The sequence below is a fragment of the Methanobrevibacter millerae genome, from assembly GCF_001477655.1.
Classification (GTDB): Archaea; Methanobacteriota; Methanobacteria; order Methanobacteriales; family Methanobacteriaceae; genus Methanocatella; species Methanocatella millerae_A.
Genome location: NZ_CP011266.1, coordinates 351736 through 375673 on the forward strand (window position 1 = coordinate 351736; position 23938 = coordinate 375673).

Consider the following 23938-nt stretch of genomic DNA (forward strand, 5'->3'; position numbering starts at 1 on the left):
TTATTTTTCTTATTTTTTTAAATTAAATAATCATAGGCATAATATATTTTTATATTAAAAAACTAAATCATTGATAAAGCCCTTAAAATTAATTTCAGGTGATGGTTTAGGTAATGCTTTTGTTTTCAATCGACTTTTTTTTTATTTGTGCTGTTTAAAAAGCCAATCCCGTACGGGCTCGAGATTATATGCATAGTCAAATGATGCCATATGTTCTCCTGCACCCATTTTGTTGTCTGTTGAGTTTCCGGTTACAGTGCCCTGCTTAAATGATATGAAATTGATGTTGCTGTTTTTGCCAATCATCTCATTGATTTTATTGTCATTGTCACCTGATTGTGCATCAATGCCTTCTAAAACTTCATATTTGACACTTTTATTGTCAAGCATCTGTTTAACTTCTTTTTGACCTGTAGATGCTTTTTGATCTCCTTCAGACACTATATAAAAGAATTTTTGTGAATCCAGATTGCTTAATTCATTAATGTCCCATTGGCATGAAACAAACATTTCGGCCGCAAATAAATCAGGATATTGGCTTGCCAGATACAGGATTGTCATTCCTCCCATGGACTGGCCGGTACCATAAATTCTGTTTGCATCGATGCTGTAGCTGGTTGAGACGTTATCAATCAAATTCTTTGTCGCATTCAAGTATTCGCTTTTTTCATTTCCCTGCATATCATCAATGATTACATCCGAATATGTCGGAACCAGTACAATACATTCCTCCTTGCTGTTTTTTGAATCGTTTGCCCAGATTATACCTCCCAATCCCTGTTCAAGTGAGGCTTTCTCACCCTTTCCAACAAGGCTTGAATCCGCAATAAAAACCACTAGGGGATAATTTTTGTTTTTGTCATAATTGTCCGGCAGGTAAATGTTGTATGGTATTTCCAGGCCGGTTTTTGAATCATTAAATGTCTTCTGCTCAAATTTGTCTTCCACATTCTTTAAAATTCCGTCAACATCTGAACTGCTGTCAATACTGTATGCAGCACCAATTATCAGACATGCCAGAATGAGAATTGCTGATATTAATATTATCTTTTTTATGTTCATGATATTATTAAATGATTTATTGGATAAATATTTTGATGTTGGTAGGACATATCCTAAAAAGCAAAAATGTTTAGGTTATCCAATTCAATTTCTGGTAAATCCTTGAGCCTCACCGGCTTTATGATAATTTTTAATAATATGTTAAACACAATATTAGTTAATGGTGAAATTATGGACAAGAAAAATATAATAATTATTGTTCTGGCTATTGTAATCATTGCATTAATTGCAGTTGTTGCAAGCAGTTTTGTGAACTTAAGCTCTGAAAAGGGACCTGTTGTTTATAACAATACAATTGAGGGATTGGGAACTTTCAATACAACAAATGTGACCAATTTTACATTAAATGAATCAAGCAACAGTGTTCAAAACAATTATGTGGGAAATGATACGATTGCTCAAGTAACTACAACATCAAGTAGTTCCGCTGTTGATATAACAATTTCAGAAGCAGATAGAGTTAATGATTCAGCAAAAGGCCATACCATCTATAAGACCACGGCCAATATTGGTATTCATAAAGGGGAAGTCAGATATTTCTCCATATTGAAAGACCAGGATAATCAGAGATATGTTATGATTAGTACGGGTGATTATAATCTGACCTCTATGATGGTTGATTCATTTAAATTTTATTAGTTTGGAGTTTTTCCAAGCTATTTTATTTTTTTGATTATATTTTAATTTTCATGATATTCTATTTCCTAATTTAAATTTAATTTGTTATTCATTAGAATAATAATTGATTTTTTTTAAACGATCGTTATTTTTTAATATGTGTATGTATATATATTGTATTAAAGACATTGTATTTTTAACGTGTTTTATTATTATGTTGGGTTTTAGTATGGTAGAAACAAAATCAAAAGGAATTTCATTTTATAATTATCTTATTAATAATGGGTATTATTTTAATAAAGAATTAATAGAAAATTATCTTTTATCATTAAAAGTTAAACCTTTTGTGATTTTTACAGGTAATTCGGGAACAGGTAAAACAAAATTGTCCCAATTATTTGCTAAGTATATATCTTCTTTTGGTGATTTAAATGATGATTCATTAGATATTTTTGAAAGTGATGATCGTTCTGATACAATTTCGGATGAATTTGTTGTTGTTAAAGCCAAAACTAATTATTCTTCTTGGAAAAATAAAGGTTGGACTTTGGGTAAAGATGATTTTAAAAATATTTTACCAATTAGGGAATGTGAAACAAAGTTTAATATGATTGTTGATGGAATTTCTGCAATTGGATCAATTAATTTAGGCTTTCAATTGTATTATGAAAGTAATGAAATTCAAAATTATTTTAAAGAGTTATATGAAGATGACGATTCTCAAGTAGTTGATTTAAAAATAGATTGTGAATCTTTGCGTAATTTTATTTCTGATGATTATTTGGAGCCAAATGGGTCAATTATTATCACTCAAAAGTCAAATAAATCTTCTTACAATGAAAGACAATGGATGATGAATAAAGATATTTTTAAATATCTTCCTTTCCATAATGGCTATTTTGAATGTAATGTTGATGTAAATGACATTAAATCTAAAGCAAAATTTAGGATTGTTCCTAAATTATCATTTAGTCCAAATGATGAATTGCAGAATTATCTTCAAAAAAATCATGGGAAGATTGTTAATATAGAGCTTAAAATTGATAAATTTGATTTTGATAATTTTGAACAAAAATTTGATAATAATGAAGATAATTTAAAAGAAACAAATGAGTTAATTTCTAGTAATCCTATAACTCCTAAATATGCAATTATTCCGGTAGGTGCTAATTGGACAGATAATTCTAATATTTTGGGTTATTTTAATGCTATCACTGAAAAATATCAAACAACTCCTGCTTATGACTTAATTTATGAAGCGAGTTCTGATAATTATAATTCATATTTCTTAATTCTTGATGAAATGAATTTGTCTCATGTTGAACGTTATTTTTCTGATTTTTTATCAGCTATTGAAAGTAAAGAATCAATTCCTTTATATGGTGGCTCACAACTAAAATTAACACTTCCAGATAATTTATTCATAATTGGTACAGTTAATGTTGATGAGACAACATACATGTTCTCTCCAAAAGTTTTGGATAGGGCTAATACTATAGAATTTGATACATTGTCTGTATCAGATTATATTAATTTGAATTTGGATAATGATGATTTTAAGGGAGATATTAATTATCTTCAGTCTCCATTAATTGATTCAGATATTTCAAATTTAAACATTGTTGATTTAAAAGAAATTTTATCTGAAATTTCATGCACTGGTGGAAATTTATTGCAAGTCTTAACAAATGAGCTCAATTCTTTCCAATCAAAACTTAAACCTGCTGGCTTTGATTTTGGATTTAGGGTCATTAATGAAATTTTAAGGTTTATGGTTGTTGCCTGGAGATATGAAAATTCGCCAGATAATTGGGATAATTGGCAGAGATATTTTGATGCTCAAATTAAGCAAAAAATACTTCCTAAACTTCATGGATCTCAAAAAGCTATTGGTAATGTATTGAATGATTTATTTAACTCATGTTTGATTAATTCAGATAATAATGAACAAGCAAAATTATTTGATTTATCTGAAAATAATTGTAAATATTATACTTCAGCTTTAAAGCTTCAAAACATGGCTAAAGTATTGTCTGATCAAAGATATGTTTCATTTATTAATTAGATTTCAATGATTGAACAAAAGGTTATTATTCATTTAAAAGATGAGTTTTCAAATGATATTGGGACTTTAACTGTTAGTTCTATTGATTATAGGAATGATTATGGATCATTCTATCAAATATCTGATTCAATGGTCTTGGAAAATATTGATTTGGTTGATGAAGCGGATAATTTAACTCCTATTCAATATTATAATAAAGAATCTTCTCAATTTGCACATTTGATGCTTTTGGAAGAAACAGAATATCAAGTTTTATTCGAATCCGATGATATTAATGCTACTTATGATGTTTTATATTCCTTGAATAAAATTAATAAAAGTCATTTTAAAAAGTTTAGATTTGATTTAGGTAATGATAATAAATTTAAACTTGCAGGAACATTAAACTTTAGAAGTTATGTAGGTAAATCATTTTTAGATGTTAAAAAAGGTAATCTGAAATCAATTCCAATACCTATTGAGGTCAGGTCTAAAAAAATTGATTATTTTAATCAATATTCGGCAATGATTGCTGATTTATCACAACATGCATTAAGTTTAATTTTTGAAGTTAATTCACCATTATATCAAGAATTTGAATTGACTGATAGCGAAAAATTAACTTATTATGAAGATTTCATGTTTTTAGAATATTTGTTTAGACAAGATAATTTACCTTCGGTTTTTGAGTATTTATCAAAAAACTTACATTCTCAATTGATAAATCATGATGAAAGTATTCCTATTTCTTTAGCCAATAATTTAAATTCATCTTCTTTAAACAATATCGTTTCAAGACCAAATAAACTATTTAAAATAGATTCTCCAATCAAAATGGCTGAAAAGTTAAATGGTTACTTGCCGTATACAATTAATCAGACTAAACATGAAGATTCAATTGACACTCCTGAAAATCAATTTTTAAAATATTTTTTGAAAATGCTTCAAAATTTAGTTCAAAAATTATTGTTTAGTTCTAAAAAAGGTTATATTCAGGATAAATTAAAATATTTCAATGAAGAAGTTAGTTATTACTTGTCTTATAAATTTTTTAATCAAATCTCAACAATGGAATATGTACCGTTTAATTCTCAGGTATTGCAGAAAAAAGAAGGGTATAGAGACATTTTCCAATATTTCTTAATGCTTGAATTTTCATTTAGATTAAGTTGGGATGAATTGAATAATAAATTTAAAGGATTTGAAAAGAGACTGTCAGAATTATATGAATATTGGTGTTATTTTGAAATTTTAAAAGTTTTAAATGATTTAAGTATTACTAAGATTAATTTTGAAGATGTTTTTGAAGTAAATAAAACTAATTGGAAAGTTAATGTTATCAAAGGTAAACGTTCATCTAAAAAATTCAAATTAAATGTTCGTGGACATGAAGTTAATATAGAATTGTTCTATAATTTAACATTTTCAGATAAATCCGATTATAGGTCATATTCTCTTGCTTTTAAACCAGATTATACATTGTTAATTACCACTCCAGTAAAGCAACATTTTATTCATTTTGATGCAAAATATCGCTCTGAATTGGAAATCATTGATTTTTATGAAAAAATAGGTGAAAAATCCAATTCTGAAATTGAAAAAGAAATTGATAAAAGAGATGCTCTTGAAGAAAAAGAATATGTTTTTAAAGATGCTGACATTTATAAAATGCATACATACAAGGATTCAATATTACTAAGTTCCGGTGCTTATGTATTATATCCTGGAACCAAATCACAATATTTCTTGCAGGAAGATTTGGTAATTCCTTCTGTTGGAGCATTTTCATTAACTCCTGGAAATACTGAAATTGAAGAAGATAACCTAACTAAATTTATTAAAATAGTTATTGAAACATTATTGTTCCAAGATGGATTAATAATTAAAGAATGGGTAAGTTCTAATTAATTATCATCAACTTTATAACGTCAGCTGCATAATATTTAATTAGAGGTTTTAATTAAATGTTGTGCAATATATCCATTTCAACCATAAATAACAATCTATCCACTTTTTATAAAACTAATTATAATGTTAACTTATTTTATCCCTTTTTAGATAGATTGATGGAGTTTGACTTGGATAAAGATTTTTTGCATGATGAATTCAACATTCTTTTAACAAAAGATGATTTGGATTCAATTGACAGAAACAATATAAAAAATGAAGATATTAATTTTATTAACGAACTGGATAATTTATTCAAAACCAGTAAACAGATAGAAATCGAAGGCAGATTTCGCCGATTCATTAAAATAGAGGAATTAAATTGAAAACTTTAAATGTTGTTGCAGCTATTATTCACAAAGACGATAAAATCCTGGCCACCAAAAGGGGCTATGGTGAGTTCATCAACCAGTGGGAGTTTCCCGGAGGCAAAATCGAAGATGGAGAAAGCAAAGAGGAAGCTCTTAAAAGGGAAATCAAAGAGGAGCTGAACATTGAAATTGATATCAAAAACTTCGCTTTGGACATTGAGTATCAATACCCTACTTTTTATCTGAAAATGAGCTGTTTTGACTGTACAATCAAAAGCGGAACTCCAGAGCTTATTGAACATAATGATGCCAAATGGCTAACCAAACATGATTTGGACTCTGTTAACTGGATTCCTGCAGACTTGGATGCTGTGAGCTATTTAAAGGAGACCATGTTTGAAAGCGAAATCATGGAAAAGATGAAAAGAATTGATGAAGAGATGCAGAAGTGTAACTATGATTTGGATAAGCTAAAGGAGCTTTATGACAAGACTGAAGACAAGTTTGAAAGGCAAATGATTTATGCAGAAATCAGAAGCATTGAAATCTCAAACATGATTATTGTTGATAAAAATGATTAATGAGGATATTTTAAACGGGGCTAGAACTGCGTTCATTGATGAGCATATTTCATCCAGTCCTGATTTTAAGCCTAAACTGCTTTTCAATTCCCCAAACACTAAGGTAAGAAATGAACTGATAGATAACCTTAGAAATTGTGATGAATTTATTATTTCAACTGCTTTTATTACTTTAGGGGGAATTGTACCTCTTTTGGAGGAATTTAAAAACCTTGAATCTAGAAACATTAAAGGAAAAATCTTAACAACTGATTATCTTAATTTCACAGAACCTAAGGCTTTAGAAAAACTTCAAAGCTTTAAAAACATTGAAGTGAAGATGTTTACTACTGAAAGTGAGGGTTTTCACACTAAGGGATATATCTTTAAAAAGGGAGATAACTATTCAGCTATTGTGGGAAGTTCCAACTTAACCGAAGCCGCTTTAGTTAAAAACAAGGAATGGAATGTCGGTTTTACTACAACCAAAGATGGAGAAATCATCAACAATTTATTAAATGAATTCAACCAGTTGTGGGACAAATCAAAAGAGCTTTCAGATATCCTTCCTGCTTATGAAAAATTATACAATGACAATCTGAACTTTAAGCAGCTTAGAAAAACCACCGAAGAATTAAAGAAAAAGAACATCACTGATCTGGTTCCAAACTCCATGCAGGAGCAGTTTTTAACAAACATCAGAAATCTTATCAAATCAGATGAAAAAAGAGCCATTCTTGTTTCAGCAACAGGTACAGGTAAGACCTATGCTTCTGCTTTTGCAGTTAAGGATTTCAATCCTAAACGATTTTTATTCATTGTTCATCGTGAACAAATCGCAAAGCAGTCAATTAATGCCTATAAAAACGTTATCAAAGATAAAACCTTTGGGCTTTTGACAGGTAATAAAAAAGACTTCAATGCAGACTATATTTTTGCAACGATTCAGACTTTATCGAAAGATGACATTTACACCAAATTTGAAAAAGATGAATTTGACTATATTATTATTGATGAGGTTCACAAAGCCGGTGCTTTAAGCTATCAAAAGATTTTTGAGTATTTCAAGCCTAAATTCTATTTGGGTATGACTGCTTCACCGGAGCGTACTGACGGTTTTGATATTTATGAACTCTTTGATCACAATATTGCTCATGAAATCAGACTTCAGGAAGCATTGGAAGAGGATTTGTTATGTCCATTCCATTATTTCGGTATTCATGACGTAAAATTTGATGATGAGGAAATAAACGATGATTTTAGGGATTTCAATTATCTTGCATCAAATAAAAGAGTTGATTATCTTTTAGAAAAGTCAGAGTTTTACGGATATTCTGGTGATAGAATAAAGGCTCTGGTATTCTGTTCTAGAAAAGATGAAGCCAAACTTCTTTCCCAAGAATTCAATAAGCGTGGACATCCTTCAGTTGTGTTAACTGGAGATGATTCACAGGCCAAAAGGCTTGATGCAATTGACAGATTAACTAATGACGATAATCCAAACAAGTTAGAATATATTTTTACTGTTGACATTTTCAATGAGGGTGTTGACATTCCTGAAATCAATCAGGTTCTGCTTGTAAGGCCGACTGAATCTCCAATTATTTTCATCCAGCAGCTTGGAAGAGGTTTAAGAAAGTTTAAAAACAAGGATTTTGTTGTAATTCTGGATTTCATCGGAAACTATAAAAACAATTATATGATTCCGTTGGCATTGTCCGGTGACAGATCTTATGATAAGGATAAGTTAAGACGTTATTTAATGGAAGGAAATAAAATTATTCCTGGTGTTTCTTCAATTAACTTTGATGAGGTATCCAAGCAAAAAATCTATGAATCAATTAACAACACTTCCTTTTCGAGAGTTGCACTTTTTAAGGAAAAATACAATAATTTGAAGTTCAAATTAGGAAAGATTCCTCTATTGTGTGATTTTTACAATAATGCTGATTTCAATCCTGAACTTATATTGGCCCATAATCAGTTTCCTTGTTATCATTTATTTTTAAATAAGGTTGAGGATGACTATTTGGACACTTTAAGTGATGATGAGATCAATTCACTTGTTTTCATTTCACAGAATCTGGCCAATGGAAAAAGGCCTCATGAAATATTGATTCTTAAATGCCTGATGGCCAACAATTGCTTTGATGTGGATAAAATCAGTAATCTGCTCTTTAAAATGTATGGTATTGAAGATGATTTAAAATCAATCGAGTCAGCTATTAACATTTTAAAGTTGGACTTCTTTGTAGATAAGGAAAAGGCAAAATATGGCATTACAACATTTTTTGATGAGAATAATAGAATTTCTAACCAATTTAAAAATTTTATCAGCCATGATTCATATAGAAAGCATTTGGATGATGTTTTGGATTATGCTCTTTTAAAATATGAAAATGTTTATTTGGGCCAGAATGAAGGAGTCAACCTTAAGCTCTTTGAGAAATACTCCAGAAAAGATGCATGCAGGCTATTAAACTGGCCTCATGACGATTCATCAACAATGTATGGATATAGAATAAAGCATGGAACATGCCCTATTTTTGTAACCTATGATAAAAACGAAGACATTTCAGAAAGTACCAAATACAAGGATGAGTTCATATCAAAAGAAGCTTTTTCATGGATGACAAGATCAAAGGTCAAACTGGAAAGCAAGGAGGCTCAGGCAATTATAAAAGATAAGGATTTAAAAATTCATATGTTTGTTAAAAAGTCAGATGATGAGGGTCGTGACTTTTACTATATTGGGCAGGCAACTCCTGTGGAATGGCATCAGACAACAATTAAAAACGATAAGGGCCAAATTCTACCTATTGTTAATTTTAAGTATTCTCTTCACAATATTGTTGGTGATGAGCTGTATGATTATTTTACAAAGGATTTTGAAGACTAATTATTCCTTTCTTCAAGAATTTCTCTTTGAACATTTTCATCTTTCAACTTTCCAAAAGCGCTTTCATAGACTATTGCTTCACTTTCATTAATGGCAATTTCTTTTAAATGATTTTCATCATTAATCTTTTCAACTATATCCCATCGGTTGAATACGTTATCTTCTACTTTATATAAATCAAACAATGTTTCTTCATCGTCAATCTGGTTAATTGCAGTTCTTCTAATGTCCGGATTGAGGTCGTTTTTGGCGATGTCTGCTAAAAGAGTTTTATCTGTAATGTATGTGACCTTTTTTTGCCTGCGGGTGGTAATTATCTTTTCAACTTTCTCATCGTTGTCCATACTGTCCATCATTTTCAGGATATCGGCATCATAAATCTTTTCAGCTATTGTTTCTTTAAGGGATGTGTCCTTTTCGTTTAAAAATAGTTTGTATAAAACATCTTCATCGTCAATCTGGCTTATGCAGTATTCGCGAATGGGAGTGAATGAGTCGTTTATTGCAATGTTGGCTAAAATGTCCTTGTTGTGTATAAGTCTTGCAGCATTCAGTCTGACCTGCCAGTGCGGGTCTTCAAATGCGATTTTACTTAGAAGTTCCAAATCACTGTCTATTTCTTTCAGGCCTTCGATTCGAATTTCATAATCTTCATGCTGCCATTTCTGTTTTTTCAATCTGTCAAAGACTCCCATCCTATCACATTAATTATTATGTAGTTCTGACATATTATTTCTTTGCATTTTAATTAATTGCTCAGATAATCTTTTGACTACTTTTATAATTTCATCATCAAATTATCATAACATTAATTAATATAATCAATCTCTGGTGTAAATTTATTTTATTTTTGATTCGATAGCTACCATCAATAACTAAAAAATTTACTTTTATACACAACTTTTATATACTTCTTAAACACAATATATTATCATGGAATTTGAAGCTTTCAGATTAAGGGAATGTATTTCAAAAGACAAATCAAGAATTGACAAATTTCGTTTTGATGATTTTGTAGTTAATTTAATCGGGGAAAATGCACTGGTCATTGTCAGATACTACAAATATGAAGCCATCGTTAAGGACTCTGATATAAGTCAAAGACAATTGCATGAGATGATTTCTGCCGATTCTATTTTTGGACGCCAGTTAAAGGATGAAGCATTCTATAATAGGTATAATCTTTACGACCAAAAGATTGATCTTGAATATGCAGGAGATTCATATTCTTTTGAAATCAAGGGCGTTGGTCCGCAGGCAATTCAGCTTTCCAGAAATTTCACTTACGAAGATATTGTAAATGCTGATGATTCACTATCTCTAAGGTTAAATAGTATTATTCAGGAAAAATATTTGGGTTTTCTCAAGGATAAACGTTTATCAAATTCTTTATATGAAACCTGGCAAAAAGAGGAATTGGAACGAGAAAAACGCATGAAACAAATTCTGGAAGAAGAAAGAATTAGGATTAAAAAACAGCAGGAACTTGAAGAATTCCTAAATTCATAAAATAAAAAAGTTGATTATTCCAAAGGGAATAATCATACAGGTTCATTGATTTCACTGAACCAGTCTGTTTTTGTAATTGCAAGATACATTATAACAAATATCACTACTTCCATAATGATTCCGAGTATTGTGTCGGTAGTGGATATTGTTGATGTGGTCATTTCAAGTCCAAACATAACTGCGAGGGCTGAACTTAAGTTGTTGATGGTATGCACTGCGGAGCTTATTTCTATACCGTTGGTTTTCCAAGCGAAAAATCCCATAACTAGTCCTGAGATAAAAATAATGAGGACTCCTAGGTTATTGTAACCATGTAATGCTGCAAAGATTATTGCCTGAATAACAATTGTCAGAACAGGTATTTTAACCCATGATCCTATGCTTTGCATAATCAAACCACGGAAAGCAAATTCTTCAGAGATGCACTGCAGAGGCACTAAAATAAGGCATACAATAAAGAACGGTATTGAAAAATGATTTGTTCCTTTTATTCCAACAGTAAAAATGTTTATTATTTCAAAGATTACGTATATGATAATTGGAATTAATAATGCCTTGAAGTAAAGTCTGTAATTAAATCCTCCGCGTGAGGATGCATATGATGAAAGAGGTCTGTCTTTTATGACTTTTGTTGCAACATAGAGTGCCGGGAGTATAATGATAATTCCCAAATCACTATAAATTTGTCCTGCTTCTGTATTCATTACTTCATATCCGCCAAACACAATGGAACTTATCATATTTTGTCCAAATATTGCATAAAAGATTAATGTAATAATACCATTTAATATAAGATACATTATTGCTGTAACAATGAAAACTAGTATTGGCTTATACCATTTGTAGTTTTCAAATGTTGTCGGAAATGTAATAAATTCAGATATTTTATTTTTTTCTGTCATGTTATTATGTTTTTGATTAGTCAATATATGTATTTTACCATATTTTTAAAAATAGTGCTGTGATGGTCTTTAAATAATAGTTTAAGAAAAAAAGTTGATTACTCCGAAGAATAATCATAATTTAATTTTCAATTTCGCCGAACCAGTTGGTTTTCTGGCCCACATAATACATTACAGCGAAAAGTATTATTTCCAAAACTATTGCTAATATGACGTCATTTAATTTTGCTGTTGATGAGGTCATTTCAAGTCCAAACATCACTGTCAATGCAACAATCATGTTGTTTACAGTATGCAGTGCTGCACCTACTTCTAGACCGTTGGTTTTCCATGCAAAGAATCCCATAACAAGACCTGAAACAAATACTTCAAAGATTCCTAAGCTGTTGTATCCGTGTGCTGCTGCAAAGATTATGGCTTGGATGACTAGTACTAAAATAGGATTTTTAAACCATGATCCGAATGACTGCATTATTAAACCACGGAATATGTATTCTTCAGCAATACACTGCAAAGGCACCAGTACAATGCATATGAAAAGAAACAGCAATGAAAAATGATTTGTTCCTTTTGCACCATTAATGGCGAGGCTTATCGCTTCAAAGATTATGTATATGATAAATGGAATTATCATAGCTTTGAAATAGAGCTTGTAGTTCCATCCTCCACGTGAAGAGGAGTATGATGAAAACGGTCTGTCTTTCACGATTTTTGTGGCGACAAATAGTGATGGAATCAGGATGATTACGGCTAAATCAGTGAATATCTGTCCCATTTCGGTATTCATAACCTCATAGCCATGAGTCATGGACAATATGAAGTTCCATCCATAGATTGAACTGAATACAGCTATTAGTATTCCACTAAATATTGCAAACATTACTATGGTTGCAATTATAACAAGAATCGGCTTATACCATTTGTAGTTTTCAAATGATGCCGGTAATGTAATAAAATCTGATTTTTCTGTCATAATGATATGTATTTATTTAAGTTATATATTATTTTTTTTATCTAAATGATGCAAGAATACCACAACTTCTGTAAAGTTGTGGATGAATTGCAAGTTGGGTATACTATTATTTTTTTAATTTTTAAATAGTTATTTTCTTATAATAATTATTATGAGCAGTAATTTGAATAGGAATCAGCATTCAGTATACATATTAACTTATCATTTAGTATTGGTGATTAAATATCGTAGAAAGGTAATTAATGAAGATATATTCGATTCATTAATGGTTATTTTTGATAATATTGGTTTTAAATATGGTATTCAAGTTAAAGAAGCGAATTGGGAGGTTGATCATATTCATATTTTATTTGAAGCCAAACCAAGTACAAATTTGGTTAAATTCATTAATTCTTATAAAAGTGCAAGTAGCAGAATAATAAAGAAACAATATCCAGTTTTAAAAAAGAGTTTATGGAAAGGTGCATTTTGGAAAACAGGTTATTTTATTACAACAACTGGTGGAGCAAATATTGAAACAATCCGTCAGTATATTGAACGACAACGAGAAAAATAATATAATTAATCAATAATTTTCATTTGAAATGATTAGTTTTCAAATGCTCTCTCACTTTCTTTATATAGGTGTTGTTTTCTAATATATTAAACATGTCAAGTCGTATTGATGAAAATAACTATCATGGGGGAGAACAAGATGTAACTGAAGCAATCAAGATTAGATTATATCCTACCGATGAGCAGAAAAAGATAATTAATCAAAATATTGGAAATAGGGGCTTTATTTGGAATAAAATGCTTGTAAAAATCAAATATGAAAATGTGAAACCAACACAGAAAACATTAAACAATATCCTTAAAGAACTAAGAAGTGAATATCCGTTCCTTGAAAAAAGCGAATCCAGCAGCCGGCAACAGGTTTACCGGGATCTTATAAAAGCATATAATAAACATAAAAAAGAAGGTGCTGGATTTCCCAAGTTCAAATCAGAAAAAAATCCTAATATTTCATTTAGAATACAAGCCAACAACAATAACATCCACTTAAATGAACGAAAAAACAGAATACAAATACCAAAAATTGGTAAAATCAAATTCAAAACCAGCAAAGAACATAAACAAAAAATACAGGAATCCAAAATCAACAACATAACAATCAAACACGAAAACGGCATATACACAGGAATAATAAACATCAACACAAATCATACTCCCTTGGAACACAGTTTTGAAGCAGTAGGCATTGACATAGGCATCAGAAGACCATTAACCTGTAGCAACGGTTTAAAAATCGAAGAATTTGATTTAACACGAGAAGAAAAAAACGTTAAATATTATCAGCGTGAAATGAGCAAAAAACAACCGGGAAGCAAACGATATCGTATAGCTCAAAAAAGATACTGGAAAGCATTGAACAAGAAAATCAACAAGAAAAACGACCAATATCACAAAATCACACACCATATAGTAAAAAACAATCAGGTAATAGCACTAGAAACACTAAACATAAAAGGATGGTTTAAAAATAAGCATTGGGCTCCAAAATTACAACGCATATCATTATACGAGATACTAAGACAATTAAAATACAAATCAGAGCGTAACAATCGTAAAATAATTCAAGTGGGAAGATTTTTCCCTTCAAGCCAAAAATGCAGCAACTGCGGATACCAATATCATGATTTAGGATTAAGTGAAGAAGAATGGATCTGTCCGGAATGTGGAAAACATCATGATAGAGACTTAAACGCAAGTATTAATATAAAAAATGAAGGATTAAGATTAATCCGAGAAAAAATAATAAAGACAATTTCATATTGGGATTGTCATGGCCTGCGGTGCGCGGGTATCGGCTCGAAAGTATTAACATTCCACTCAACAAGGGGCATGTTAAAAAATCGAGAATCCCCAACTTCTTAAAGTTGGCGGAAGTTCAATCAATAAGTACTTGCGATATGAATTTTAATATTTCATAATATTTTTATGGAATGTCCATCATATTTTATATCATGAAAAAAATCATTTTTGTCTTGACATTAATCATGTTTTTATCAATAGCCGCTGTCAGTGCAGATGATTTAAATTGCACTGATGAATCTTTTGTTGACTTTGATGCTGCTGATGATTCGCTGCCGTCATTTGATGATGAATCTGGAAATGGAAATATTCATCAAAAGGAAAATTATACTCCCTCTTCTAATTGGGAAAATAGTACTCCTTTTTACTATCATAATCAAAATATTGAGGACTGGTTTAGTGAAATCTATAACAAATACAAAAATGATGTCCTGGTTTTGGAAAATGGTAGTCTTCATTTAAGTGTTGAAGATTGGCCTGCTGATTATTATGGCCCTGAGAATCCTCCTGTTATTCCGGATTATATTTTGAATGATCCAAGAATTTGGAATAGTTCTAATCTTTGGCCTGCTGATTATTATGATCCTGAGAATCCTCCTGTTATTCCGGATTATATTTTGAATGATCCAAGAATTTGGAATAGTTCTAATCCGTGCGCCAGGCCTGGAATGACTTTGAAGTTCATACGGGCTGATGATTTGGTTAAATATTATGGCGAAGCGAAAAACTTTGATGTATGGGCTTTTGCTATTGATTCAGACTATGTGGTATTCACCATTAACAATCAGGAATATCGAAGGACCATTGTTAATGGTTCTGCTTCATTGCCGATTAATATGGGTCCTGGAATGTATAACATCACCTCCTCTTATCCAAGGGTAAATCAGTCCATTAAAAATACTATAACTGTACTTTCAACTATAGAATCAAATGACCTGGTCAAATATTATAAAAATGCAAGCCAATTTGAAGTCAGACTTCTTGATAGCAATGGAAACCACACAAACTCATCCAAAAAGGTTACATTCAACATTAACGGAGTATTTTACACAAGACAAATCAATGATGATGGCATTGCCAGATTAAACATCAATTTAAACCCTGGCCAATACATCATAACCACCAATAATCCTTTCACTGGTGAAAACAAATCAAATGTGGTGACTGTTCTTCCATACATTGAAAGCCATGACTTGGTAAAGTATTATATGAATGATTCTCAGTTTGTTGTTCGTATAACTGATGAAAAAGGAAACTATGTTGGTGCAGGCGAGGAAGTGACATTCAATATCAACGGTGTTTTCTATACCAGACATACCAACGCAACGGGTTATGTCAAATTGAATGTTAACTTAAATCCTGATGATTATATTATAACTACTCAATATGGAGGTTGCTCTGTAAGTAATAACATTAAGGTTTTATCTGTTTTAAATGCAAGTGACTTGGAAATGTCTTATCATGACGGATCTAAATTTACTGTTAATTTGCTTGATAATGCAGGAAATCCTTATTCAAATCAAATTGTCACTTTCAACATTAATGGTGTGTTCTATAATCGCACAACTGATGCTTATGGTGATGCAAAACTTAATATTAACTTGCAGGCTGGGGAATACATAATAACTTCAAGTTATAATGGTTCAAACATAGCAAATACTATAATAATTTATGCTTAGTGGATGGATAATATTCATTCACTCTTTTTTTATTTTTCCTGTTAAAATACATTAAAGCATAAAATAAGTAATTTAAGGAATTTAAAAATACTTAATCATCAACCATATTAATGAATTCATTATTCATTTGGCACTGTCAAATAAATAGTTATATAAAATATCAGTTTATGAACTTAGGTGTATGGTGAAAATGGAATATAAAAGACTCTAATTGTGATAAGTTTGTTAGTTTGACGGTTTTATATTTTGTTTGGCTCATTTTGAAACCAAAGAAGATGTGGGATTTATAATGGATAAATTCCATATACTTCTTTTTCATAGTTTAACCATGTTTTAAGCATTTCATCTTCGATTGAATATTTTTTGTTTCTGTAACTTATTATTCCTTTATCTTTGAGGCTTGTTAGATATTTATTAAATGTTCCTCTTGAAATATTTGTTTTTTTTAGTAATTCGCTCCAGGTTAGTGAATCTTCTTCAACTAATTGTTCGACTATGTTTTTTTCGTTGTTGTTTAAGCTGCTCCAAATTTTTATCCACATTATTAGGATTTGTTCCATGTTTGTGAAAAATGTTTTTTTAACTATTTCTGGTGTGTATATTTGATTGCTGTCCATTACATTGTAAAAACTGTTTATATATAATGGTATTCCTCTTGTGCATTTGTAAAATCTTTCGAATCCTTCTTCTGTGAATTTTATTTCGCTCATTTTGTCTTTAAAGTATGCTTTTGTTTCTTCTTTACTGAATGGATTAATTGTTATTTGTTGTAATCTTCCACCAAATGCTCCGCTTTCACCATTTAATTCGTTTATAATATCTGAACTTCTTGATATTGATCCGGTAAATATGTAGCTCACATTATGTTGTGTTTGGTTGTAACTTCGAATTAACCAAAAGAATTTGTCAAGATGATTTATTTTTCTTAACATTTGGAATTCATCTATGATTATTACGAATCCATTTAATTCATCCAGTTCATCTACTATTTTTTGAGGAAACTCCATTACAAATTGACTTAATTTTCCGTAGTTGGTTTCAGTTTTAGGTATGGGCATGTCTAGTATGGTGGTTATGTCATGGAAATCATATTTTTTGAGTTTTAGGTTATTAATTAATTCAGTTATTTTTGCTTTGTACTTATTTTTGTAGTTATTTGCTTGTATGTTTTGATTCATTTCTTTTAATAGTTCTATAAGCACTGTTTCTATTGTTAATTCTTCCTTTGTTCGTGCATAAAGTTTTGCGATATCAATGTATGTGCATATTATATTGGGTTCTATTTCGGTCATTATTTTTTTTAGAAGATAGGTTTTTCCTACTCCCCTGTATCCGGTTAATAATATCTGTTGGGGTAAGGAGTAATTTAGGGAATCTATTTGGTATTTGAGTTTTTTGATATCTTCTTTTCTGTTGTAGAAATATTCATCTAAATTGTTGTGTAAAAATAATGGTTTTGAATTCATTTAATTCACCTATTAGTTTATTTATTTATACTAGTATATTAAATTATACTTTATTATATAGTATAAAAAATTATACTTATCTGGTGGAGTATAAAGATTTATACTTGTTAATTTTTTCATCAAAATATTAATCATCAACCAACGCCTTTTTTTATTTTTCATTAAAACTCTTTAAATCATAAAATAAGTAATTTAATGAATTTAAAAAATTTAATCATCAACCATATTGATGAATTCATTATTCATTTGTCACTGTCAAATCAATGGGTATATAAATATCAGTTTATCTGCCCCCGTTCTTCAAAATCGTTATATATTTATATATTGGTGGATAGACTTTTAGTCATGTTTTAGAAGTTTTAAACAAAGGACATGTATTTTTATGATTGTTTGAATGAAATAAAACATTTTTATTATACAATTTTCAGGAGTTCGGGGAGAAAATGAAATACAAGAAAATAATGTTCATGCTGGTGCTTGCTGTTTTTCTATTAAGTATAACTTGTGTTAGTGCAAGTGAAATAGATGATACTTTAGCAAGTGAGGATACAAATACTATTGGGTTATCCGTTGATAAGGATATTATTGAGGATAATCTGCAAACAAGTGAAGAAAACGATGAATTGGCTTCAACTGATTATGATGAGGCTATTGCGCAAACTGATACTGAGGTATTGGGTGCGGATTCAGCTACATATTTTGATTTGGCTGAAGAAATTGGCCAGCCAGGAAACATTAATTTAATCCATAAAAACTATACTTACGATGGGGGTGAACCCATTACTATCCTTGAGGACAATAAAGTCATTGATGGTAACGGTGCAGTCATTGACATGAACGGATCAACAATCAGGGCATTTTATATTAGTGGTTCAGGCGTAACAATTAAAAACCTAACCATTAAAAATGTTAATTCTGATGGTGGTGGAGGAGCAATTTACTTTTATAGTACTGGTACTGTGACAAATTGTAATTTTACTGATAACATTGCTTCAATTGGTGGTGCCATCACGATGTATTCTGGTACTGTGACAAATTGTAATTTTACTGGCAACACTGCAACTGTAAATGGTGGTGCAGTTTACTTCAACAGTACTGGTAATGTGACAAATTGTAATTTTACTGGCAACACTGCAACTGTAAATGGTAGTGCTGTTTTCTTCTACAGTACTGGTAATGTGACAAATTGTAATTTTACTAACAACACTGCAAATAGAGATGGTGGTGCAGTTTACTTCAATAGCAATGGTGAAGTGACAAATTGTAATTTTACTGGCAACACTGCAAATAGAGATGGTGGTGCTGTTTACTTCAATAGCAATGGTGAAGTGACAAATTGTAATTTTACTAACAACAAAGCAACTGGAACTGGCACTTATGATGGTGGTGGTGCAGTTCACCTCCAAGGTACTGGTACTGTGACAAATTGTAATTTTACTAACAACACTGCAAATAGAGAGGGTGGTGCAGTTTACTTCTTTAATCAAGGTACTGTGTCAAATTGTAATTTTACTGGCAACACTGCAAATAGATATGGTGGTGCAGTTTACTTCCAGAGTACTAGTACTGTGGCAAATTGTAATTTTACTGGCAACACTGCAACTGGAGATGGTGGTGCTGTTTTCTTTAATGGTAAGGGTGATGTGGCAAATTGTAATTTTACTAACAACAAAGCAACTGGAGATGGTGGTGCTGTTTTCTTTAATGGTAAGGGTGATGTGACAAATTGTAATTTTACTAACAACAAAGCAACTGGTACTGACTCTCGGGGTGGTGCTATCACGATGTCTTTTGGTACTGTGACAAATTGTAATTTTACTAACAACACCGCAACATCTAATGGTGGTGCAATTATTAGTGGCACAGGTACTGTGGCAAATTGTAATTTTGTTAATAACTCTGCAACTGGTGAAGGCAGTTGGGGTGGTGCCATCAGGATGTATTCTGGTACTGTGACAAATTGTAATTTTACTGGCAACACTGCTGGTGAGGGTGGTGCAGTTTACTTCTTTAATACGGGTAGTGTGTCAAATTGTAATTTTACTGACAACTCTGCTTATCGTGGAGGTGCAGTTTACTTTAATGAGACTGGTACTGTGTCAAATTGTAATTTTACTGACAACTCTGCTTATCGTGGAGGTGCAGTTTACTTCCAGAGTACTGGTAATGTGACAAATTGTAATTTTACTAACAACACTGCAACTGGAGATGGTGGTGCAGTTTACTTTAATGAGACTGGTACTGTGACAAATTGTAATTTTACTGGCAACACTGCAACCTATAAGGGTGGTGCAGTTTACTTCACTAGTACTGGTAATGTGACAAATTGTAATTTTACTAACAACACTGCAAATGATGATGGTGGTGCAGTTTACTTTAATGATAATGGTGATGTGACAAATTGTAATTTTATTAATAATACTGCTTCCAGTCATGGAGGTGCTATTTGGATATCTTCCGGCCGTGTAGAAAATTGTAATTTTACTGATAACAGAGCAACAGGTGACGGGGGCGCAATTAGGTTCAGTTCTTCAAGCAGTACTGTGTCAAATTGTAATTTTACTCATAACTCTGCTAATCATGGTAGTGCCGTTTACTTTGACAATTCAGGCCGTATTGAGAATTGTAATCTTTTTAATAACAGTGCAACAAGAACTGGAGGGGCAATTTACTTTAGGGGCAGTAATGCTTTTGTGACAAATTGTAATCTTGTTGACAACAGGGCAATTGGTAGTGATGGTGGTGGTGCTATCTGGATGAATTCAGGAAAAATAGTAAATTGTAATTTTACCAACAACAATGCTTTTGGTGATGATGGTGGTGCTGTTGTGTTGTTTGCTGGTGATGTTGAAAATTGTAATTTTATCAACAACCAAGCAATCAACGGCAATGGTGGTGCTATCTGGATGTCAACTGGCAGTGTAACAAATTCTAATTTTGTTAACCATAATGCTAGCTATAATGGTGGTGCTATCTGGATGGGTTCTGGTAAAATAGACAATTGTAATTTTACAGGCAATAATGCGACTGCCGGTTCTGCAATTTTCATATACAGTACATCAGACTCTAAAAATGTTTCCAATTCCTGTTTTTTAAACAATAGAGCAAATGCAGAAAATCTAGATGTTACTATAAATGAAAATAATATCATTACAATTACTTTCACAGGTAATGATAATCTTTTAAATGCAATTTATTCTAATGGAGATGTTGATTTTTCCAATGTGACTTATTGGGGAGCGAATAGAATTGCAAACACTGATGATTCTCCTGTAGTCAGGTCCAAAAATGAAGCCGGTCAAAACATCACTGTGGTTGGAGTTGTCAATGGCAATATCATGAATATAACTAAAGTCACAGATTCAGATGGTAAATTTGTTCTAGAAGATATTGTTGGTGATTATTGCATTATTGTTCGCCATAATACAGATTCTTACTATACTGAAGCTGAAAAAATAAGTACAAACATGAAATTATATGCAAATGTTACTCCTCAGACAACCAACAACAGGACAGTAAACATCACTGCAAAGTCCAACATTCCAAATGAAGTCATAAATGGTAAATTACTATTTATCTTACTAGATGGTACTGCCGATGGCATGGTAATTGAAGCAAATTATTCAGGTAATGGTACCTGGTGGGCTAAATATACATTTGCTGATTATGGTGAATATAAAGTCAATGCAACCTATGTTGGACTTGACAATGTCACTATCAACAATGGAACTATAACAATCAATAAAGTCAATTCAACAATAACACTTGATGATGTTACTTTAGATTATGGCGAATCCAAAAATGTTACTGTAACAACTACCGGAGCCACTGGAATCAAAGCTAATATCAATGGAACTAATGTTACTGTGATTAATAATTATACTATTCTGATTTCTGATTTAGCTGCAGGAAACTACACATTAACCGTTACAACAATCCCTGATAAGGATCATAATCCTGTAACCGCAACATCTAAAATTACTATAAATAAAGTAGAATCCACATTAACAGTTGATAATATCGAATTTGATTATAATAGTGAAGGTTCTTGTGATGTTTCTTTCACTGGTGCAAGTCAAGTTATTGCTAATGTTGTTAATCAGTCTTCTGCTGTTGTTAGTGTAAATGGTAAAAAGATTACTGTTTCTGGTTTGGCTGCTGGAACTTATACTTTGAATGTTACTACAGTTCCTGATGAAAACCATACTGCTGTAACAGAAACCGCTGGAATTACTGTTAATAAAATTAACTCTACTTTAACATTAGAGGATGTTGAATTGGATTATGGTGAAAGTAAAAACATTACTGTGGCTGCTGAAGGAGCAACAGGTATTACTGGTAAGATTGATGGCGTTGATGTAACTGTCAATAATTATACTATTCCAATTTCAGGTTTAGGTGCAGGAAATTACACATTGACTGTAACAACAATAGCTGACAAAAATCACAATCCAATAACTAAAGAAGCCAACATCACTGTAAATAAATTATCTACTGAAATCATTTTAGCTAATGAAACACTCGATTTAAAAGTAGGTGATGAGGTCCCTGTTTTAGTGAATTTAACTCCTGCAGGTGCAGGTAATTTGACTTTCACATCCAGTGATGAGGATATTGTTTTTGTTGAAGATAATGTAACTATTGTTGCTAATAGTCAAGGTCAAGCAATTATTACAGTCAGTTTTGCCGGTAATGAAAATTATACTGCTGCTGAAAATAAGACAATAACCGTTAATGTCGCATTAAACGACGCTAGTGTCAGTGTTGAAAATGATACTTTGAATTTAAAAGTTGATGAAACATACGCAATTAATGCAACTATAAAACCGGATACAATATTGCTTAAAATTAAGTACACATCCAGTAATGAATCTGTTGCCACTGTAGATAAAAATGGTATTGTTACCGCTGTGGGTGAAGGTACAGCAATCATTACCCTTGAAGTTGGTGATAATGAAATCTATGCTAAAAACTCAACAACTGTTACAGTTAACGTTAAAGATAACACAGTAAATGTCTCTGCTTCGGATTTAACTAAATATTATAATGGACCTGAAAGCTTTGTTGTCATTGTCACTGATTCTAGGAATAATCCTTTGGCTAATCAGTCTGTAATCATTAATGTTGCTGGCGTTAACTATACCAGAACAACTGATGTGAATGGTACTGCAAGCATAGCCATCAGTTTAATCAGCGGACAATATAACGTAACCACAATAGTCGGCAATAATACCGTCTATTCAAAGATCACTGTCTTGTCTACTGTTAATGCAACTGATTTGGTTAAAGTTTTCAGAAATGCAACACAGTTCTATGCAACATTTAAGGACTCCCAAGGAAATTACCTCGCTGATGGGACAATGGTAAGATTCAACATCAACGGTGTAATGTATGACCGCAAAATCTCAGGAAATAACGGTCTTGCCAAATTAAACATTAATCTTGAACAGGGTCAATATATCATCACATCAATGAATCTTGAAACAGGTGAAAATGCTGCAAACAATGTTACTGTAATTTCAAGACTCATAGAAAACAAAGAATTGGTCAAATACTACAGAAACGCAACACAATACACTGTTAAAGTCATTGGTGATGATGGTAATCCTGTTGGTGCTGGTGAGAGTGTGACATTTAACATCAATGGTGTTATGTATACTCGTCAAACTAATGGATCTGGTATTGCTAAATTAAACATTAATCTGCATCCTGGTGATTACATAATCACTGCTGAATATAAAGATTGCAGAGTATCCAACAATATTAAAGTATTGCCTGTTTTAACTGCAGATGACTTAACTAAAAAGTACGGCACTCCAGATCAGTTCATTGCAACTCTTGTTGACGGCCAGGGAAAACCTTATGCTGAACAAAGGGTTCAATTCAACATAAACGGTGTTTTATACAATAGGGTAACTGACTCTTCAGGTCAGGCTAAGTTAAACATTCGTTTGATGCCTGGAAAATATGTTATAACTTCCAGTTATAATGGTACAAACATTGCAAACACTATAACAATATCTGCCTAATGTGGATGATTAACTTCATTCACTTTCTATTTTTTAATTGTATTAATGTATAAATAAATTAATAGTTAATTTGTTAAATGCATAT

Annotated in this window: 15 protein-coding genes and 1 pseudogene; 11 read left to right on the plus strand and 5 right to left on the minus strand. The window is 31.4% G+C overall.

Features of this window, described 5'->3' with window-relative positions:
• Positions 1-141 precede the first annotated feature (141 nt).
• Positions 142-1062 carry a carboxylesterase family protein gene (locus tag SM9_RS01245; protein WP_058738409.1) on the minus strand — a complete coding sequence of 307 codons (921 nt, stop codon included), beginning with the start codon at positions 1060-1062 and terminating at the stop codon, positions 142-144.
• Between the two features lie 171 nt (positions 1063-1233).
• On the opposite strand from SM9_RS01245, the gene SM9_RS01250 reads away from it, so the two are divergent.
• The 6 genes and pseudogenes from SM9_RS01250 to SM9_RS01275 all read left to right on the plus strand — a co-directional run bounded on the left by SM9_RS01250 (position 1234) and on the right by SM9_RS01275 (position 9441).
• Positions 1234-1701, plus strand: coding sequence for a hypothetical protein (locus SM9_RS01250; protein WP_058738410.1), 468 nt, complete (start codon positions 1234-1236; stop codon positions 1699-1701).
• 208 nt (positions 1702-1909) lie between these two features.
• The gene (locus tag SM9_RS01255; protein ID WP_058738411.1) at positions 1910-3745 is read left to right on the plus strand and encodes a hypothetical protein; all 1836 of its coding nucleotides are present in this window, start codon (positions 1910-1912) and stop codon (positions 3743-3745) included.
• Positions 3746-3751: 6 nt separating this feature from the next.
• On the plus strand, positions 3752-5632 hold the full coding sequence (locus tag SM9_RS01260; RefSeq protein WP_058738412.1) for a DUF2357 domain-containing protein: 1881 nt from the start codon (positions 3752-3754) through the stop codon (positions 5630-5632).
• A 170-nt stretch (positions 5633-5802) separates the two neighbouring features.
• Complete coding sequence (locus SM9_RS11845) at positions 5803-5997, plus strand: hypothetical protein (RefSeq protein ID WP_157064625.1); 195 nt, start codon at positions 5803-5805, stop codon at positions 5995-5997.
• A pseudogene (locus SM9_RS01270) lies at positions 5994-6377 on the plus strand ((deoxy)nucleoside triphosphate pyrophosphohydrolase); the annotation flags it as partial. The gene SM9_RS11845 and the pseudogene SM9_RS01270, both read left to right, overlap by 4 nt.
• 178 nt (positions 6378-6555) lie before the next feature.
• Positions 6556-9441, plus strand: coding sequence for a DEAD/DEAH box helicase (locus SM9_RS01275; RefSeq protein ID WP_058738414.1), 2886 nt, complete (start codon positions 6556-6558; stop codon positions 9439-9441).
• Here the strand turns inward: SM9_RS01275 and SM9_RS01280 are convergent.
• Complete coding sequence (locus SM9_RS01280) at positions 9438-10136, minus strand: hypothetical protein (protein ID WP_058738415.1); 699 nt, start codon at positions 10134-10136, stop codon at positions 9438-9440. The genes SM9_RS01275 and SM9_RS01280 overlap by 4 nt on opposite strands.
• A 238-nt stretch (positions 10137-10374) precedes the next feature.
• Between SM9_RS01280 and SM9_RS01285 the strand changes: the two genes are divergently transcribed.
• Positions 10375-10950: a hypothetical protein gene (locus SM9_RS01285; RefSeq protein ID WP_058738416.1), complete on the plus strand. Its 576-nt coding sequence runs from the start codon at positions 10375-10377 to the stop codon at positions 10948-10950.
• Between the two features lie 32 nt (positions 10951-10982).
• On the opposite strand, the gene SM9_RS01290 is transcribed toward SM9_RS01285, so the two are convergent.
• Positions 10983-11852, minus strand: a complete 870-nt coding sequence (locus tag SM9_RS01290; RefSeq protein ID WP_058738417.1) for a CPBP family intramembrane glutamic endopeptidase — start codon at positions 11850-11852, stop codon at positions 10983-10985.
• A 121-nt stretch (positions 11853-11973) separates the two neighbouring features.
• Positions 11974-12825: a CPBP family intramembrane glutamic endopeptidase gene (locus tag SM9_RS01295; RefSeq protein WP_058738418.1), complete on the minus strand. Its 852-nt coding sequence runs from the start codon at positions 12823-12825 to the stop codon at positions 11974-11976.
• A 151-nt stretch (positions 12826-12976) separates the two neighbouring features.
• On the opposite strand from SM9_RS01295, the gene tnpA reads away from it, so the two are divergent.
• From tnpA to SM9_RS01310, 3 genes are all read left to right on the plus strand, one after another.
• Positions 12977-13381 (plus strand): IS200/IS605 family transposase, encoded by a 405-nt coding sequence (gene tnpA, locus SM9_RS01300; RefSeq protein ID WP_058738419.1) that lies wholly within the window; start codon positions 12977-12979, stop codon positions 13379-13381.
• 92 nt (positions 13382-13473) lie between these two features.
• Positions 13474-14742 carry an RNA-guided endonuclease TnpB family protein gene (locus tag SM9_RS01305; RefSeq protein WP_058738420.1) on the plus strand — a complete coding sequence of 423 codons (1269 nt, stop codon included), beginning with the start codon at positions 13474-13476 and terminating at the stop codon, positions 14740-14742.
• A gap of 89 nt (positions 14743-14831) precedes the next feature.
• The gene (locus SM9_RS01310; protein ID WP_157064627.1) at positions 14832-16358 is read left to right on the plus strand and encodes an Ig-like domain-containing protein; all 1527 of its coding nucleotides are present in this window, start codon (positions 14832-14834) and stop codon (positions 16356-16358) included.
• Positions 16359-16642: 284 nt separating this feature from the next.
• Here the strand turns inward: SM9_RS01310 and SM9_RS01315 are convergent, their stop codons facing one another.
• Positions 16643-17824, minus strand: coding sequence for an AAA family ATPase (locus SM9_RS01315; protein ID WP_058738422.1), 1182 nt, complete (start codon positions 17822-17824; stop codon positions 16643-16645).
• A gap of 443 nt (positions 17825-18267) precedes the next feature.
• On the opposite strand from SM9_RS01315, the gene SM9_RS01320 reads away from it, so the two are divergent.
• Positions 18268-23853, plus strand: a complete 5586-nt coding sequence (locus SM9_RS01320; protein WP_058738423.1) for a beta strand repeat-containing protein — start codon at positions 18268-18270, stop codon at positions 23851-23853.
• Positions 23854-23938: the final 85 nt, after the last annotated feature.